Here is a 15,571-nt window from a genome sequence, read left to right on the forward strand (position 1 = left end):
CACGCACTCACCATCGGCTCACCGCCCCGCACCGAGCAGGGCCGCCACCTCCTCGATCGAGCGCCCGACGCCGCGGTCAAAGACGGCGCGGAACTCGTGTTCGCCGAGTTCGGCACGGCACCGCGCGGCGGTCTCGGCCGCCTCACCGTCACCCGCGGCGGGCATCCCGCGCAGCGAATCGGCAGCGCCGAGCAGCAGCGCGGCCCGCGCCGGATCGCCGATCACCGCGGCGGCCTCCGCCAGACCGGCCACCGCGGCCGCGGCCACCGACCGGGATCGGTCACGGGCCAGTTCGAAGGCCTCGCGGTGCGCCGCCTGCCCGGCTTCGATGTCGGCTTCGGCTAGCGAGACCCAGCCCAGTCCGATGAGGCTGCGCGCCCGAGCCTCCGCCATGCCGAATGAACCGTTGTCGGGCAGGGCGACGGCCGTGCCGTAGTACTCCCTGGCGCCGATGAGGTCGCCCGCCGCCCGGCGCAGGTCGCCGAGCCCGCGTATCGCGTTGGCGTACATGTCCGTCGCGCCCGCCGCCCGGGCCGATTCGGCGGCACGCTCGTAGGCGGCGCGGGCTTCGTCCGCGTCGTGACAAGCGTCCCGGCGTGCGAGGAGGTCGCCACGCCGGTTGAGCAGGTCGGCGGCCTCGTCACCCGCGCCCAACTCGGTTTGCAGGGCAACGGCCTCGTCGATCAGGTCCAGCGCGACCGCCCGCTCACCCCGCCAGTCGGCGACGGCGGCGAGTTTGTCCAGGGTGGTGGCGATCGCCCAGCGGTCACGGGTGGCGCGGAAACCATCGAGGGCACAGTGGAATTCGGGTTCGGCGGCCACCGGATCACCGGACATGCGCAGGCGAAGTCCCGCGCCCAGCCGCAGGAACGCCTGCGACCACGGGTCGGCGCCGAAGAGCAGGCGCTGCCGCTGCGGCGGCAGGTCGAGCAACCCGCCGACGGTCGCCAGCAGGAACACCAGATGCGGGCGCTGAAGGGGTTTTCCGACCCTGGACAACTCCGTCACCGCGCGGGTGACCGCGACCGGCAGTCCGTTTCCCGCTCGCGCGGCGATCGCCGCGCACAGGCCGTATTCCTCGACGTCGCCCGCCGGATCGAGTGCGGGCAGCAGCTTGCCCGCGAGCTCGACGGTGCCGCCCGGATGACCGCGCAGCCACCAGCACCACGCGTGCGCGGCGATGAGCCGTTGTGCCAATGGCGGATCGGCGGCCACCGCCCAGCGCAGCGCCACCTGCACGTTGTCGTGTTCGGCGCTCAGTCGTGCCAGCCAGTCCAGCTGGTCCGGGCCGCGCAGTCGCGGATCGGCCCGCTCGGCCAGGGCGGTGAAGAATTCCGCGTGGGCACGCTGCATCCGCTCACGCTCGCCGGAGTCGGTCGAACGTGCCAGACCGTAGGCTCGGATGGTCTCCAGCATCCGGTAGCGGCCGCCGTGCACCTCCACCAGCGATTTGTCGGCCAGGCCGTCGAGCAGTTCGTCGGCATCGTCGAGTTCGCAGACCGAAGCGGCGGTCGCGGCCGTCGCTCCGCCCGCGAAGACCGCGAAGCGCCGCGCCATGAGGCGCTCGGCCGGTTCCAGCAGATCCCAGCTCCATTCGACCACCGCCTGCAAGGTCTGATGTCGGGGCTCCGCGGTCCGGTCTCCTCGTGACAGCAGCCGGAACCGGTCGGAAAGGCGTCCGTCGATGTCGTCCACTTCGAGGTTGCGCAGGCGGGCGGCGGCGAGTTCCAAAGCCAATGGCAAGCCGTCCAATCGCGCGCAGATGCGCCGCACGGCCGCGATCGTGCCCGCGTCGACGGTGAATCCGGGCCGCGCCGCGGCCGCGCGGTCGGCGAACAGGCGGACCGCCGCGCAGCCGAGCTGCTCGGACAGCGGCGCTTCGGCCGCCGCGACCGGCAGTTGCCCGATCGACAGGACGGTCTCGCCGGTGATGCGCAGGGCTTCCCTGCTGGTCGCCAGCACTCGAAGGCCCTGGCATTCGCGCAACAACCGGTGGACGAGCTGCGCGGCGTCGAGCACCAGATGCTCACAGTTGTCGAGTATGATCAGCAGAGACCGGCCTGCGAGCATCGCGTGCAGCCGGTTTTCCGCGTCTTCGTGCTCACCGGCGGTCGCGCGGCCGCCGAGCGTCGCCGCGATCTCCTCCGCCATCTGCGCGCCGTCCACCAACGGCGACAGATCCACGAAACAGACCTCGCCCTGAGCCCGGGAGCCTGCCTCCAACGCCAGCCGGGTCTTGCCGGTGCCCCCCGGACCGGTCAATGTGACCAGGCGGGCCCGCGCCAGCAGCAACGCGATCCGCGCCAACTCGTCGTCGCGGCCGACGAAACTGGTGAGCTGGGCCGGTAGGCGGCGCAACGAGGCCGCGGCGACGGTGTCCCCGCGCAGGATCGCGAGGTGGGCCCGGGTCAGCTCGGCCGAAGGATCCGCCCCCAGCTCATCGGCGAGCAGTCGACGGCCCTGCTCGAACAACTCCAGCGCCTCCGCTTGCCGGTCGGTCCCGGACAACCCGCGCATCAGCAGCGCTCGAGCCCGCTCCCGCAGCGGATGTGCGGCGACGAGTTCGGTCAGCATCGAGACCACCGCTCGATGGTCGCGCAGCGCCAGACCGGCCTCCGCCCGATCCTCCCGCGCCGCCAGCCACGCTTCGGTGAGGCGGGTCACCGCCGTCGCGGCGAACGGCGCGTCGCGGACGTCGGCCAGCGCCGCACCCCGCCACAGTCCGGCGGCTTCGTCCAGCAGCGCGGCCGCGGAAGCGGGATCCCCATCGCGCAACGCGATCCGGCCCTTCTCGGCGAGCCGATCGAACCGGTGCGCGTCCACCGTGCCCGGGTCGACCGCGAGCCGGTAGCCCGCGGTCGAGGACTCCACCAGTTCGTCGGCGCCCGCCGATCGCAGCGCCCGCCGCAGCCGCGACACCTGGGACTGCAGCGCGTGCCCGGCGTCACCCGGCGGATCCTCCCCGTAGAGATCGTCGATCAACCGCTCGCGGGAGACGACCCGCCCGGCCTCCGAGGCCAACACCGCCAGCAGCGCCCGCACCTGCGGCCCACCCACCGCGACCGGACCCCCATCGGGCTGTCGCACCTCCACCGGACCCAGGATCCCGAACCGCACGATCGCCAGTATGGCCCGGGGACCGACGGTCTGCCGCTTCGACGGCTTCTCAGCACCGGCCTGCCGGCGGAGCCGGGTCGTTCACTTCGCTCGGTGGCCGAGCACAGCGAACATGGTGACCGACAGGTGGTAGTCGCCCCGGGCGATTCCGGCCTCCATGGCGACAGCCAGGTCGGTGCGTTCCTGCTCGGTGATCGCGCCTGCGGCGCGGGCGCGTTCGGTCATCTGGGCGAAGAGCGGGCGGATGGTTTCCGGGTCCCAGATCACCGCCTGCGATCCCACGTCGTCGATCGCGAATCCGGCCGCGGTGAGCAGGCCGCGGAGGCTCCTGCCCGACTTCGGGTTCGGGGTGGTCGTGAGCATCGACTCGCGCAGACGGGCGATCACATCGTCGTCGCCGGGATGGGCGATGGCGGTGTGCCAGTCGCTGTCGATGAGTAGCACGCGACCGCCCGGCCGCAGGACCCGCGCGATTTCGGCGGTGGCGGCGGCCGGGTCGTCGAGATGCTGGTAGACGCGCTCGCAACGCACCGCGTCGAACGAAGCATCCGGGAAAGGCAGGTGGTAGGCAGTGCCTTCGACGAATCGCGCTGGTACACCTGCGGCCTCGGCTCGCGCGTCGGCGACAGCGAGCATCGCGGGATTCGGATCGACGCCGACCGCCTCGCCGTCCGGCCCGACCCGCCGGGCGAACTCGAGCACCTCGGACCCTGTCCCCGCGCCGATGTCGAGTGCCCGCTCACCTGATGCGACCGCCAATACGTCATGTCCCCATTGCCGCATCCGGCGGATACCCGGCAGCGCCGCCTGCAGATCCAGGATGCCTACCAACAGGGCCATCGCATCGTCGGCGGCGTCATGGGACGGTGCGGAGCGATCGGCGGGGATAGCGCTCATGTGGAACGACGGTGCGGGACCGGGCGTCGCGTGTTCGGTCGTCATGCCCCGACAGTAGCGGCCGCATCCCGCCTGCGGTCGCGCCTTGAACTCACCGCAGCGCCCATCAGAAGGCGCTCACGTTTTCACTCGATTCCCTGTGTATGCGACTTGATCACTCCCGCGCAGACGTATCCGCGTGGGTGCCGATGGCCGTCGCTACTTCCCATGGACCACCCGTTTCGGAGGTTGCCGTGACCGGGTGGTATCTGCCGGCGGTCGCTGTCGGTGCGGTTGTGCTCGCCGCGTCGATCGGCGTCGCGTTATGGCTTCGGCCTGTTCGGCTGCCGGAGGGGCGCAGCGTAGAAGAGATCACCCGACGGGTGCAGCGGGAGCGGACCGACATGGACGCGACTCTTTGGCCGATGGGTTTTCCGCATGACGCGCCCGATCACGCGCTGGGTGTGGAGGAGGCGCAGATGACCATGCTGCGGCACCGTGCTTGCCGCGTGGGTGAATGTCCGCGTAAGACGGCGGCGTGGCGGGTGCTGGTGGAGGCCGGTCGCATCCGGCCGGATGCGGGGCGGCAGAGGTGAGGGCCGGGCGGTTCACTTCGCTCGGTGGCCGAGCACGGCGAACATGGTGACCGAAAGGTGGTAGTCGCCCCTGGCGACGCCCGCCTCCATGGCGGCGAGCAGGTCGCGGCCCTCCTGCTCGGAGATCGCTCCTATCTGGCTCGCTGACGCGATCATCTGCATGTACAGCGGGAGGGCGGTGTCCGGATTCCAGATCACCGCCTCCGAGCCCATGTCGTCGATGGTGAAACCACCAGCGGTGAGCAGGCCGCGCAGGCGGCGGCCCGACGCGGGGTTGGGGGTGGTCGCGAGCATCGCCTTGGACAGGCGGGCGAGCACATCGGGGTCGCCGGGATGCGCGATCACGGTGTGCCAGTCGGTGTCGATGAGCAGCACACGGCCGCCCGGTCGCAGGACGCGGGCGACCTCGCCGGTGGCGGCCGCCGGTTCGTCCAGATGCTGGTAGACCCGCTCGCAACGCACCGCGTCGAAGTAACCGTCCGGAAACGGCAGGTGGTACGCGGTGCCTTCGACGAAGCGGGCACGGGAGTCGGCGGTCTCGGCGCGCCCACGGGCGATGGCGAGCATCGCGGGATTCGGGTCGACTCCCACCGCGTCGCCGTCGGGGCCGACCCGGTCGGACAGCTCGATCACCTCGGTGCCGGTACCGGCCCCTATGTCCAGTACCCGCTCGCCCGATTGCGCGGCCAAGGCCTCGTGCCCCCACGCGCGCATGCGCCGGATACCCGGCAGCGCGGCTTGCAGGTCGAGCATGCCGACCAGCGCGGCCATGGGGTCGTCGTCGGTGGTGCTGTGGGAAGCGTTCGGAATCGCGTTCACGTGGAACGACGGGATAGGCGGCGAGGAATCGCTCGACATGGTCCGACACTAACCCTGCGCCGCCGTCGACGGCAGTGCGGTCGACCCGTCGCATGCGGTGTCCACGTCGCCTTTTTCGGAACAGGAGTTCATCCCTGGGAGGGACGGTCCGGTTGCGCTGGTAAGTGATCCGGCCTGCACGCCGCGTGGGGCGGGACTGCTGTAGCGTTCCGGTCTTCGTCCGTCGCCTCGCCGACCTGGCTCTTGGCTGATCACCGGTGGTCGCGGACCTCCCCGGGCGCGGTTCGACGATCGGCTCGGTGTGGATCCTCCGGAGTTCACCGTGGGACATTGGCGATGCTGCCCGCCCGGCGTACCGTCTAGTTTGTGAGCAGTGGCGCCGTGTCGGGGGCAGCGGTGAAGGGCTCGGATCCGTGGGCCCGGGCTTTCGCTGCGCTGTACGACCCTCTGTTGTGGATGGGCGAGAGGGCGGGTATGGGCGCTCGCCGACGAGATCTGCTCAGCCGTGCGAGGGGGCGAACCGTCGAGCTGGGCAGCGGTACCGGTCTCAACATGGGGTACTACCCTGACGACCTCGAAGAACTGATCTTGACCGAACCGGAAGCCGCGATGCGGACGCGGTTGGCGCGCAAGCTGCGGCGCAGTGGACGCCGGGCACGTGTGCTCGACGCATCGGCGGAACAACTGCCGTTCGAGGACGAAACCGTGGATACGGTCGTCTCAACGCTCGTGCTGTGTACGGTCGACGACCCCGAACCGGTGTTGCGCGAGATCGAGCGTGTGTTGCGCCCTGGCGGCCAGCTGCTGTTCATCGAGCATGTGCGTTCGGAGTCGCCGCGACTCGCCCAGTGGCAAGACCGCCTCGCCGCCCCATGGCGCCGCTTCGCGGAGGGTTGCCACTGCAACCGTGCCACCCTCGAACTCATTCGGGGATCCGGGCTGAAGCTCGAAGACGTACAGGAAGCGTCGTGGCGGGGGGAGCCCCCGATTATTCGACCCCTGATCCTGGGTGCGGCCACCAAGAACACCTAGGGAGCGTCCGATGACCGAGTCCGGCTCCGCGGATCTCAAGCAGCGGCATCGCGCGATGTGGGCACTGGGCGACTATCCGTCCGTCGCCACCGAGGTCATCCCGGGACTGGGCAGGCGTCTGGTCGAGGCCTGCCGTATCAGCGCTGGTCAGCACGTGTTGGACATCGCGGCCGGGTCCGGCAACGCCGCGATCCCGGCGGCCGAGACCGGTGCGGAAGTCGTGGCGAGCGACCTCACGCCGGAGCTGTTCGAGGCGGGTCGGCGTCTCGCCGCGGAAAGGGGTGTCGAGCTGCGGTGGCAGCAAGCCGATGCCGAGGCATTGCCCTACGCGGATGCCGACTTCGATACCGTGATCTCCTGCGTCGGCGTCATGTTCGCACCGTTCCACCGAGCGGCCGCGGACGAAATGCTGCGTGTGACCAAGCCGGGCGGCACGATCGGGCTGATCAACTGGACGCCCACCGGATTCATCGGGCAGATGTTCGCCACGATGAAACCGTTCGCTCCGCCACCCCCGCCCGGCGCCCAGCCGCCCCCGCTGTGGGGCGACGAGACGCACGTGCGGTCGCTGTTGGGCGATCGCGTCACCGATCTGGAGTTGCGGCGCGAAAACGCGGTCATCGACCGCTTCGCCGACGGCGCCGAGTTCCGCGACTTCTTCAAGTCCTATTACGGCCCGGCGGTCGCGGTGTACAAGGCCATCGCCGCCGAGCCCGACCGCGTCGCACAGTTGGACCGGGACCTCGCGGAATTAGCTGCCCGACATGACCTGGGCAACGGGCGCATGGAGTGGGAGTACCTCCTGGTCACCGCGCGCCGCTCCTGAGCGAGAACCGGGCGTTCGTGCCACATCGCTCCCCCTCCCCGGCGGGTTCGTCAGGAGGTCGCGCCGATCGCCAACCCCGCGAGGAGATCGTGCACAAGGCTTGCCGCCTGCTCGTGAGCGCGTTGCCGATCATCGGTCTCGGCGATGGTCAGCGACAGTTCGGTCAGGGCCCCATAGAAGGCACTTGCCAGTAGTGCGGCGGGGTAGGGACGGATGAGCGCGGCACCGAGCAGATTTTGCACCGCCTCGACGACCAGGCCGCCGAGATGGCGTTGGTCGAGTTCACGCCAGCGCTGCCAGCCGAGGCCGATCGGTCCCTGGAGGAGCACGGTGTGCCGGTAGTCGGGTTCGGCGCAGACGTCGAGGAACTCCCGCACACCGCGGTCGACCCGGTCGAACGGGTCCGAGGCCGAGTCGATCGCGGTGCGGATGCGTTGCGCCGCCCGGGTCTCCAGATCGTCGACGATCGCCTCGAACAGCCCCTTCTTGCCGTCGAAGTGGTGATACAGCGCGCCGCGGGTGAGGCCGGTGGCGCGAACCAGCTCTTCCGCCGACAGATCCGCGTACTCGCGTTCGGCGAACAGCCGCCCCGCGGTCTCCAGCAGCGCCTGTCGGGTGTTCTCCGCGTACTTCTCGCGAAACGACTCCATGCGGTATGGATATCACATACAGTATGTATGTCAGATACATACTGTACGAGAGCGGGTCGTGATGGGCGAATCAGTGGACGTCGTCGTTGTCGGAGCCGGGATAGCGGGTCTGGTAGCCGCCCGCGACCTGGCGCGAAGTGGTGCGGAGGTGCTCGTGCTGGAGGCGCGCGACCGGGTCGGCGGGCGGCTGCTGAACGGTGAACTGCCCGGTGGTGCGCCCATCGAGGTGGGTGGTCAATGGGTGGGGCCCGGCCAGCAGCACGTGCTCGCGCTGATCGATGAACTCGGCCTGAAGACCTTCCCCACGTACACCGCGGGCCGTCATATCGCCGAACTCGGCGCGGCCCGGTCGGAGTACACCGGGCGAATCCCCAAGCTGAACCCGCTGGCACTGGCCGATGTAGCGCAGATCCAGTGGAGGCTCGACCGGGTGGCGCGCCGGGTCGCGGCGTCGGAGCCGTGGCTCGCCGACCGGGCTGGGGTGCTGGACGCGCAAACCTTCGCCACCTGGCTGCGGCGGACCGCCCACACCTCCGCGGGTCGGTCGTTCTTGCAGCTGATCACCGAGGCGGTGTTCTCCGCGGAGCCGGAGGATATGTCGGCACTGTGGGCCGCCTACTACGTCGGCGCCGCCGGTGGGCTGGACGCGTTGATCAATACCGCGGGCGGTGCGCAGCAGGACCGCGTTGTCGGCGGTTCGCAGACCATCGCGTTGGCGCTGGCCGAGGAACTCGGTGACCGTGTCGTCCTGGGAACCGTGGTGACCGATGTCGAGTGGGATGTCTCGGGTGTCCGGGTCGTCGCGGGCAGCACGACCGTTCGCGCTCGTCGAGCCGTGATCGCGGTTCCGCCGCCACTGGCGGCGCGCATCCGCTTCACCCCCGGCCTGCCCGGCGATCGTGACCAACTCGTCCAGCGCATGCCGATGGGCCGGGTCATCAAAGTCAATGTCGCCTACGACGAGCCTTTCTGGCGCGAAGCGGGTCTGAGCGGCCAAGCCAACAGTGACCATCGGCCCCTGGGCACCGTCTTCGACAACACCCCGCTCGACGGTTCACCCGGCGTGCTCGTCGGCTTCCTCGAAGGACGGCACGCCGACAGAGGCGCGCGCCTCGACCTCACCGATCGTCGTGCACAGGTGATCGACGATCTCGCAGGTTACTTCGGGCCGCGGGCCCGCAACCCCATCGCCTACCTCGAACGCGATTGGGCCGAAGAGGAATTCAGCCGCGGCTGCTACGGCGCGTTCACCACGCCCGGCACCCTGACCCGCTTCGGTCCGGCCCTGCGCACACCCATCGGCCCGCTGCACTGGGCAGGCACCGAAACCGCTACCCGATGGGCCGGCTACATGGACGGAGCCGCCGAATCCGGCCACCGCGCCGCCCGCGAAATCGCTCCCGCGCTCGTCCGCAGCGGTTGGACCACGACTGCTGTGGTGGGCGCAGAGGGGATCGAACCCCCGACCGCTGGTGTGTAAAACCAGAGCTCTACCGCTGAGCTATACGCCCGTGCCGTTACCGGCGGCTTATGAATCTAGCGCGGCGAGCGCTTTCTCCCAAGCCGCCTGGTCACGGGGTTCTCCGGGGCCGTTCATCTCGGCGAAGCGGATGTAGCCCTCGCGGTCGACGACGAAGGTGCCTCGGTTCGGGTAGCCCGATTTCTCGTTGAAGACGCCGTAGGCCTGGGCCACCGCGCCGTGCGGCCAGAAGTCCGACAGCAGGGGGAAGATGTAGCCCTGCTCGGCGGCCCAGATCTTGTGCGTGGGCGGCGGGCCGACCGAGATCGCGAGGATCTCCGCGTTGTCGTTCTGGAACTTGGGCAGCTCGTCGCGCACCTTGCACAGCTCACCCTGGCAGATGCCGGTGAAGGCGAGCGGGTAGAACACGATCAGGACGTTCTTCTTGCCCCGGTAAGCCGACAGGGTGACTTCCTGGTTGTTCTGGTCCTTCAGCGTGAAATCCGGCGCGACAGTGCCAACCTCTAGCGGCATAGCGAATCCTCCATCGTGTCGGGTCTCCACCGGGTGGGCGTGCAACACCACCCTGGTGGAAACCATAGCGCGGTGGCTCAACGCTGCTTCGAGGGCGCCTTGGGCTGCACGAGTCTGCTTCCGGTCCACGAGCCGAGGCTGATCGCCGAGGTCTGGGTCAGACCTGCGGTGGGTGCGGATTCAGCGATTTCACTCGGCTCGACATGGCCGGGTTGTCCAGTCTTGGGGGTAAGTACCCAGACGAAACCGTCGTCGGCGAGAGGGGCGATGGCGTCCATCAGGGCGTCGACCAGATCGCCGTCCCCATCGCGCCACCACAGCAGCACGACATCGATCACCTCGTCGGAGTCCTCGTCGACGAGTTCACCGCCGATCGCGTCCTCGACATCGGCCCTCAGGTCGTCGTCGACGTCCTCGTCCCAACCCAATTCCTGGACAACCAAGCCGTGTGAAATGCCAAGCTTCTGAGCGTAGTTCTGCGCGTCCGCCGCGGCGACCACGGTGGTGTCCTCCTCAACTCCCGACAGTAGGTAGTTGCAAGCGAACATGGTTATGGGCTTCAGCGCAAGCCGATCCGGCGAAATAGCTACCGAATGTCGTGTTGCGATGGTGTGTCAAGGGCTTTCTCAGCGCTTCGGACACGAGTCGCGGACGGCGTTGCGCGCGTCGTTGACGCGCTTGCTGGCGTCGTTGAGCGCCGCGACCGGGGCGGTGTAGGTCATCTTGCGCGTCTCGGCGGCCAGCGCGCGGGCGGCGTTCACGTATTCGGTGAACAGCGGCACCAGGTCCGTGGGTAGCGCCTCCTTGGCGGAGTTCACGCCGCTTTCCACCTTGTTCGCGGCGTCCTCGAGGGTCTGTGCCGCCGAGTCGCGCTTGGCGACGTAGTCCGGTGCGTTCGCATCGTGCGCGTCGACGAAATCGTTGTATTTGCTGACGCCTGCTCCGGTGATGGTGGGGAACTGGCCGCAGTTGTCGGAAATGGCCTTGGCCTGGGCCGCGGCGCGCCTGGATGAGGTCGCCGCCGCCGACGAGGACGCTGCCTCGGTCTTGTATGCCGCCAAATCGCTCGCGTTCGGACCCGCCACGCCTTCCACCCGGTTGGCGCACCCCGCGACGACCAATCCGACGGCGACCGCGCCGGTGGCGCACACCATTCCGAACCCGCGTGGGTTCAGCAGCTTCATCGTCCTCCCGCTCCTCAGGGCTGCCACGCTCGACATGCTCACCTTGCCTGTCGAACGGTACTGGATTTCCGGCTGACATGATGATTTGGGACGCGTCATCGGCAAGGATGGATGGTGCGCCCGAACCTTTCGTGAACGGGGGGTCCGCCAACCAGCGAACCCGCCCGGGGATACCGACGCCATCAGCATGTCCACCCCTGTACGAGGAGCAGATTTGACCGACCTGATCCACTCTTCCGCACCGGCGAAATCCGCTGGTACCAGCTCCGCTCCCGCGCCCGCCGCGAGCCGCGATCCGAACGGGTCGCACGCGCCGCAGCCGGCCGGACGGGTGCGGGTGATCCGCGAAGGGGTGGCGTCCTACCTACCGGACATCGACCCGGAGGAAACCAGCGAATGGCTTGAGTCGTTCGATGAGATGCTCGACCGGGAAGGCCCCGGCCGTGCGCGTTACCTCATGCTCCGTCTGTTGGAGCGGGCCGGTGAACGTCGGGTCGCCATCCCGTCCTTGACCTCCACCGACTACGTCAACACCATTCCCACCGAGAACGAGCCGTGGTTCCCCGGCGACGAGGAGGTGGAGCGCCGCTTCCGTGCCTGGATCCGCTGGAACGCCGCGATCATGGTGCATCGCGCCCAGCGCCCCGGCATCGGCGTCGGCGGCCACATCTCGACCTACGCGTCCTCGGCGGCGCTCTACGAGGTCGGCTTCAACCACTTCTTCCGCGGCAAGGACCATCCGGGCGGCGGCGACTCGATCTTCATCCAGGGCCACGCCTCGCCGGGCATCTACGCCCGCGCGTTCCTGGAGGGCAGGCTGTCGACCGATCAGCTCGACGGGTTCCGTCAGGAGTACAGCAACGGTGGCCCCGGCCACGGGCTGCCGTCCTACCCGCACCCCCGCCTGCTGAACAACTTCTGGGAGTTCCCCACGGTGTCCATGGGCCTGGGCCCGATGAACGCCATCTACCAGGCGCGCTTCAATCACTACCTGCACGATCGCGGTATCAAGGACACCTCCGACCAGCACGTGTGGGCGTTCCTCGGCGACGGCGAGATGGACGAGCCGGAGTCGCGCGGTCTCGCGCACGTCGCTGCCATGGAGGGTCTGGACAACCTGACCTTCGTCGTCAACTGCAACCTGCAGCGCCTGGACGGCCCGGTGCGCGGCAACGGCAAGATCATCCAAGAGCTGGAGTCGTTCTTCCGCGGCGCGGGCTGGAACGTCATCAAGGTGATCTGGGGCCGGGAGTGGGACGCGCTGCTCGGCGCCGACCGCGACGGTGCGCTGGTGAACCTGATGAACAGCACCCCCGACGGTGACTACCAGACCTACAAGGCCAACGACGGCGCGTACGTCCGCGACCACTTCTTCGGGCGTGACCCGCGCACCAAGGCGCTGGTGCAGGACTTGTCCGACCAGGAGATCTGGAACCTCAAGCGCGGCGGCCACGACTACCGCAAGGTGTACGCCGCCTACGCGGCGGCGATGGCGCACAAGGGCCAGCCGACGGTGATCCTGGCCAAGACCATCAAGGGCTACACCCTCGGCAAGCACTTCGAGGGCCGCAACGCCACGCACCAGATGAAGAAGCTGACCTTGCAGGATCTCAAGGACTTCCGCGACCTGCAGCGGATCCCGATCAGCGACGCCGAGCTGGAGAAGGATCCCTACCTGCCGCCGTACTACCACCCCGGTATGGAGGCCCGCGAGGTCCAGTACATGCTCGACCGGCGCAAGGCGCTCGGCGGGTTCCTGCCCGAGCGGCGCGCCGCGGCCAAGCCGCTGAAGCTGCCCGGCGACGAGGCCTACCGCTCGGTCCGCAAGGGTTCGGGCAAGCAGAACGTCGCCACCACGATGGCCTTGGTGCGGCTGATGAAGGAGCTGCTGCGGGACAAGGAGATCGGCAAGCGGATCGTCCCGATCATCCCCGACGAGGCCCGCACCTTCGGTATGGACTCGTGGTTCCCTTCGTTGAAGATCTACAACCGCAATGGGCAGTTGTACACATCCGTCGACGCGGAATTGATGCTTGCCTACAAAGAGAGCGCCGTCGGGCAGATTCTGCACGAGGGCATCAACGAGGCGGGGTCGACGGCGTCGTTCACTGCGGCGGGCACCTCGTACGCCACGCACGGCGAGCCCATGATCCCGCTGTACATCTTCTACTCGATGTTCGGCTTCCAGCGCACCGGCGACGGACTGTGGGCGGCCGCCGACCAGCTCGCCCGCGGGTTCGTGCTCGGCGCGACCGCCGGACGCACCACGCTGACCGGTGAGGGCCTCCAGCACAACGACGGGCACTCGCTGCTGCTGGCCTCGACCAACCCGGCCGTGGTGACCTACGACCCGGCGTTCGCGTTCGAGATCGCCCACATCGTGCGCGACGGCCTGCGCCGCATGTACGGCGGCGGCACCCCGCCGCAGGGCAACGCGCCGCTGCCCGGCACCCATCCGCACGGCGGCCCCACCGAGTTCGGCGGTGAGGACGTCTTCTACTACATCACCCTCTACAACGAGCCGTACCCGCAGCCGGCCGAGCCGGAGGACCTCGACGTCGCGGGGCTGCTCAAGGGCATCTACTTGTACAAGCGCGGGGGTGAGGGCGCGGTGCGCGCCCAGATCCTGGTCTCCGGCGTCACCGTGCCGGACGGCCTGCGCGCGCAGGCGCTGCTCGCGCAGGAGTGGGGCGTGCAGGCGGACGTGTGGTCGGTGCCCTCGTGGGGCGAACTCCGCAAGGAGGCGCTGGACAAGGAGATCGCCGCGCTGCGCGACCCGGGCGCCGAGCCCGGGGTTCCGTACGTCACCGAGGCGCTGTCGCGGGTCGACGGCCCGTACGTGGCCGCGACCGACTGGATGCGCGCGGTGCCCGACCAGGTCCGCAAGTGGGTGCCCGGCGACTTCACCACGCTCGGCACGGACGGTTTCGGCTTCTCCGACACCCGCCCGGCCGCGCGGCGGGTGTTCAACGTCGACGCGCAGTCCATCGTGGTCGCCGCGCTGGCCGGTCTCGGCCGCACCGGCAAGATCGACCCGGCGAAGGCCGCGGAGGCGGCGGCGAAATACGGCATCGCCGACGTGGACGCCGCGCCGAAGGCGGCGGTGAGTTCGGACGAAGACCTCGCATAGCGGAATATTGGATGGTGGACCGTAAACCGCCGCGGCCGCGACGGATCTCCGAGGGCTCTTCCGAGCACGAGGTGTATCTGCCGACGGGCGCGCTCTCCCCGAACCGGCAGACCCGCGACCCCCTTCCGGACACGCTGCTCAAACGCGTGAAGCAGTTCTCCGGCCGCCTCTCCACCGAGGCGGTGGGGTCGATGCAGGATCGGTTGCCGTTCTTCGCCGATCTGGACGCCGCGCAGCGGGCGGGCGTGCAGATGCTGGTGCAGACCGCGGTGGTGAACTTCCTGGAGTGGCTGCAGGACCCGGACAGCGACATCCGGTTCAGCCTGGATGCCTTCCAGGTGATCCCGCAGGATCTCGCGCGGCGGTTGACGCTGCGCCAGACCGTGGACATGGTGCGCGTCGCCATGGAGTTCTTCGAGCAGTGGCTGCCCGCGCTCGCGCGCAACGACCGGCAGCTGGTGGCGCTGACCGAGGCGGTGCTGCGTTACGGGCGTGAGCTCGGCTTCGCCGCCGCCTCGGTGTACGCCAGCGCCGCCGAGTCGCGCGGTGCGTGGGACACCCGGTTGGAGGCGCTCGTCGTCGATGCCGTGGTGCGCGGCGACACCGGCCCGGACATGCTCTCCCGGGCCGCGACGCTGAACTGGGACGCCACCGCACCGGCGACGGTGCTGGTGGGCACGCCGCCCGGGGAGCAGGGTGTCTCATCGGTGGGGTCGGTGCATTCCATCGCGGCGCGGCACGGGCGGGCCGCGCTCGCGGTGGTGCAGGGCACCAGGCTGGTGATGGTGGTCTCCGGGCATCTGGGGGAGACCGCTCAGATCTCACCGTTCCTGGCCGACCTGCTCGCGGAGGTGTTCTCCGATGGTCCGGTGGTGATCGGTCCGACCACCCGCACGCTGGGCGCGGCCCACGCCAGCGCGGTGGAAGCGCTGGCCGGGATGGAGGCCGTGGTGGGCTGGCGGGGGGCGCCGCGACCGGTGCACGCGGCGGAATTGCTGCCGGAACGCGCTTTGTTGGGTGATCGAGCTGCGATCGACGCGCTGAACGAGTACCTTGTCCTACCGTTGGCTGCGGCGGGGTCGTCGCTGGCGGACACTCTCGATGCCTATCTGGATTGCGGTGGAGCGGTCGAGACGTGTGCGCGTCAGCTGTACGTCCATCCAAATACGGTTCGGTATCGCCTCAAGCGAATCGCCGAGATCACCGGCCGGGATCCGATGAACCCGCGGGACGCGTACGTCCTCCGGATCGCCGCAACAGTGGGTCGTTTGACACGAACCCGTAACGAATCGTCAACTCCTGTCCCAGAAGTCACTTCGATCGCGTTGGGTCCCGAGGGCTTGTAACG

General features: G+C 69.1%; 13 protein-coding genes and 1 tRNA gene. 6 read left to right on the forward strand and 8 right to left on the reverse strand.

Going from position 1 to position 15,571, the window contains the following annotated elements; genetic code table 11:
- Positions 1-18: 18 nt before the first annotated feature.
- Positions 19-3,117, reverse strand: coding sequence for a BTAD domain-containing putative transcriptional regulator (locus ACWEO7_RS11540; protein ID WP_452422791.1), 3,099 nt, complete (start codon positions 3,115-3,117; stop codon positions 19-21).
- An 81-nt stretch (positions 3,118-3,198) separates the two neighbouring features.
- Positions 3,199-4,059, reverse strand: a complete 861-nt coding sequence (locus ACWEO7_RS11545; protein WP_452422792.1) for a methyltransferase domain-containing protein — start codon at positions 4,057-4,059, stop codon at positions 3,199-3,201.
- 188 nt (positions 4,060-4,247) lie between these two features.
- Here ACWEO7_RS11545 and ACWEO7_RS11550 point away from each other — a divergent pair, with 188 nt between their 5' ends.
- Complete coding sequence (locus tag ACWEO7_RS11550; RefSeq protein WP_452422794.1) at positions 4,248-4,589, forward strand: hypothetical protein; 342 nt, start codon at positions 4,248-4,250, stop codon at positions 4,587-4,589.
- Between the two features lie 12 nt (positions 4,590-4,601).
- Here ACWEO7_RS11550 and ACWEO7_RS11555 read toward each other — a convergent pair whose 3' ends face one another.
- The gene (locus tag ACWEO7_RS11555) at positions 4,602-5,447 is read right to left on the reverse strand and encodes a methyltransferase domain-containing protein (RefSeq protein ID WP_452422796.1); all 846 of its coding nucleotides are present in this window, start codon (positions 5,445-5,447) and stop codon (positions 4,602-4,604) included.
- Between the two features lie 327 nt (positions 5,448-5,774).
- On the opposite strand from ACWEO7_RS11555, the gene ACWEO7_RS11560 reads away from it, so the two are divergent.
- On the forward strand, positions 5,775-6,440 hold the full coding sequence (locus tag ACWEO7_RS11560; RefSeq protein WP_450015180.1) for a class I SAM-dependent methyltransferase: 666 nt from the start codon (positions 5,775-5,777) through the stop codon (positions 6,438-6,440).
- Positions 6,441-6,450: 10 nt separating this feature from the next.
- Complete coding sequence (locus tag ACWEO7_RS11565; RefSeq protein ID WP_452422798.1) at positions 6,451-7,266, forward strand: class I SAM-dependent methyltransferase; 816 nt, start codon at positions 6,451-6,453, stop codon at positions 7,264-7,266.
- A 50-nt stretch (positions 7,267-7,316) separates the two neighbouring features.
- On the opposite strand, the gene ACWEO7_RS11570 is transcribed toward ACWEO7_RS11565, so the two are convergent.
- The gene (locus ACWEO7_RS11570; RefSeq protein WP_452422800.1) at positions 7,317-7,916 is read right to left on the reverse strand and encodes a TetR/AcrR family transcriptional regulator; all 600 of its coding nucleotides are present in this window, start codon (positions 7,914-7,916) and stop codon (positions 7,317-7,319) included.
- A gap of 61 nt (positions 7,917-7,977) precedes the next feature.
- Between ACWEO7_RS11570 and ACWEO7_RS11575 the strand changes: the two genes are divergently transcribed.
- A complete protein-coding gene (locus ACWEO7_RS11575) occupies positions 7,978-9,396 on the forward strand; it encodes a flavin monoamine oxidase family protein (protein WP_452422888.1) in 1,419 nt (472 codons plus the stop codon).
- Here ACWEO7_RS11575 and ACWEO7_RS11580 read toward each other — a convergent pair.
- The 4 genes from ACWEO7_RS11580 to ACWEO7_RS11595 form a co-directional block, all read right to left on the reverse strand.
- A tRNA-Val gene (locus tag ACWEO7_RS11580) sits at positions 9,353-9,427 on the reverse strand. The genes ACWEO7_RS11575 and ACWEO7_RS11580 overlap by 44 nt on opposite strands.
- A gap of 17 nt (positions 9,428-9,444) precedes the next feature.
- Positions 9,445-9,909 carry a peroxiredoxin gene (locus ACWEO7_RS11585; protein WP_355072739.1) on the reverse strand — a complete coding sequence of 155 codons (465 nt, stop codon included), beginning with the start codon at positions 9,907-9,909 and terminating at the stop codon, positions 9,445-9,447.
- A gap of 77 nt (positions 9,910-9,986) precedes the next feature.
- Positions 9,987-10,409, reverse strand: a complete 423-nt coding sequence (locus ACWEO7_RS11590) for a DUF3052 domain-containing protein (RefSeq protein ID WP_039796889.1) — start codon at positions 10,407-10,409, stop codon at positions 9,987-9,989.
- A gap of 126 nt (positions 10,410-10,535) precedes the next feature.
- Positions 10,536-11,093, reverse strand: a complete 558-nt coding sequence (locus tag ACWEO7_RS11595) for a hypothetical protein (RefSeq protein WP_450015176.1) — start codon at positions 11,091-11,093, stop codon at positions 10,536-10,538.
- 187 nt (positions 11,094-11,280) lie between these two features.
- On the opposite strand from ACWEO7_RS11595, the gene aceE reads away from it, so the two are divergent.
- A complete protein-coding gene (gene aceE, locus ACWEO7_RS11600; protein ID WP_452422802.1) occupies positions 11,281-14,223 on the forward strand; it encodes a pyruvate dehydrogenase (acetyl-transferring), homodimeric type in 2,943 nt (980 codons plus the stop codon).
- 11 nt (positions 14,224-14,234) lie between these two features.
- Positions 14,235-15,569: a PucR family transcriptional regulator gene (locus ACWEO7_RS11605; RefSeq protein ID WP_452422804.1), complete on the forward strand. Its 1,335-nt coding sequence runs from the start codon at positions 14,235-14,237 to the stop codon at positions 15,567-15,569.
- Positions 15,570-15,571: the final 2 nt, after the last annotated feature.

The sequence above is a fragment of the Nocardia sp. NPDC004260 genome, from assembly GCF_053603155.1.

Coding starts and splice junctions, on each gene's coding strand:
- ACWEO7_RS11565 (WP_452422798.1), top strand. CDS start 6,451: ATGACCGAGTCCGGCTCCGCGGATCTCAAGCAGCGGCATCGCGCGATG.
- aceE (WP_452422802.1), top strand. CDS start 11,281: ATGTCCACCCCTGTACGAGGAGCAGATTTGACCGACCTGATCCACTCT.
- ACWEO7_RS11605 (WP_452422804.1), top strand. CDS start 14,235: ATGGTGGACCGTAAACCGCCGCGGCCGCGACGGATCTCCGAGGGCTCT.
- ACWEO7_RS11595 (WP_450015176.1), bottom strand. CDS start 11,093: ATGAAGCTGCTGAACCCACGCGGGTTCGGAATGGTGTGCGCCACCGGC.
- ACWEO7_RS11570 (WP_452422800.1), bottom strand. CDS start 7,916: ATGGAGTCGTTTCGCGAGAAGTACGCGGAGAACACCCGACAGGCGCTG.
- ACWEO7_RS11555 (WP_452422796.1), bottom strand. CDS start 5,447: ATGTCGAGCGATTCCTCGCCGCCTATCCCGTCGTTCCACGTGAACGCG.
- ACWEO7_RS11545 (WP_452422792.1), bottom strand. CDS start 4,059: ATGACGACCGAACACGCGACGCCCGGTCCCGCACCGTCGTTCCACATG.
- ACWEO7_RS11575 (WP_452422888.1), top strand. CDS start 7,978: ATGGGCGAATCAGTGGACGTCGTCGTTGTCGGAGCCGGGATAGCGGGT.
- ACWEO7_RS11585 (WP_355072739.1), bottom strand. CDS start 9,909: ATGCCGCTAGAGGTTGGCACTGTCGCGCCGGATTTCACGCTGAAGGAC.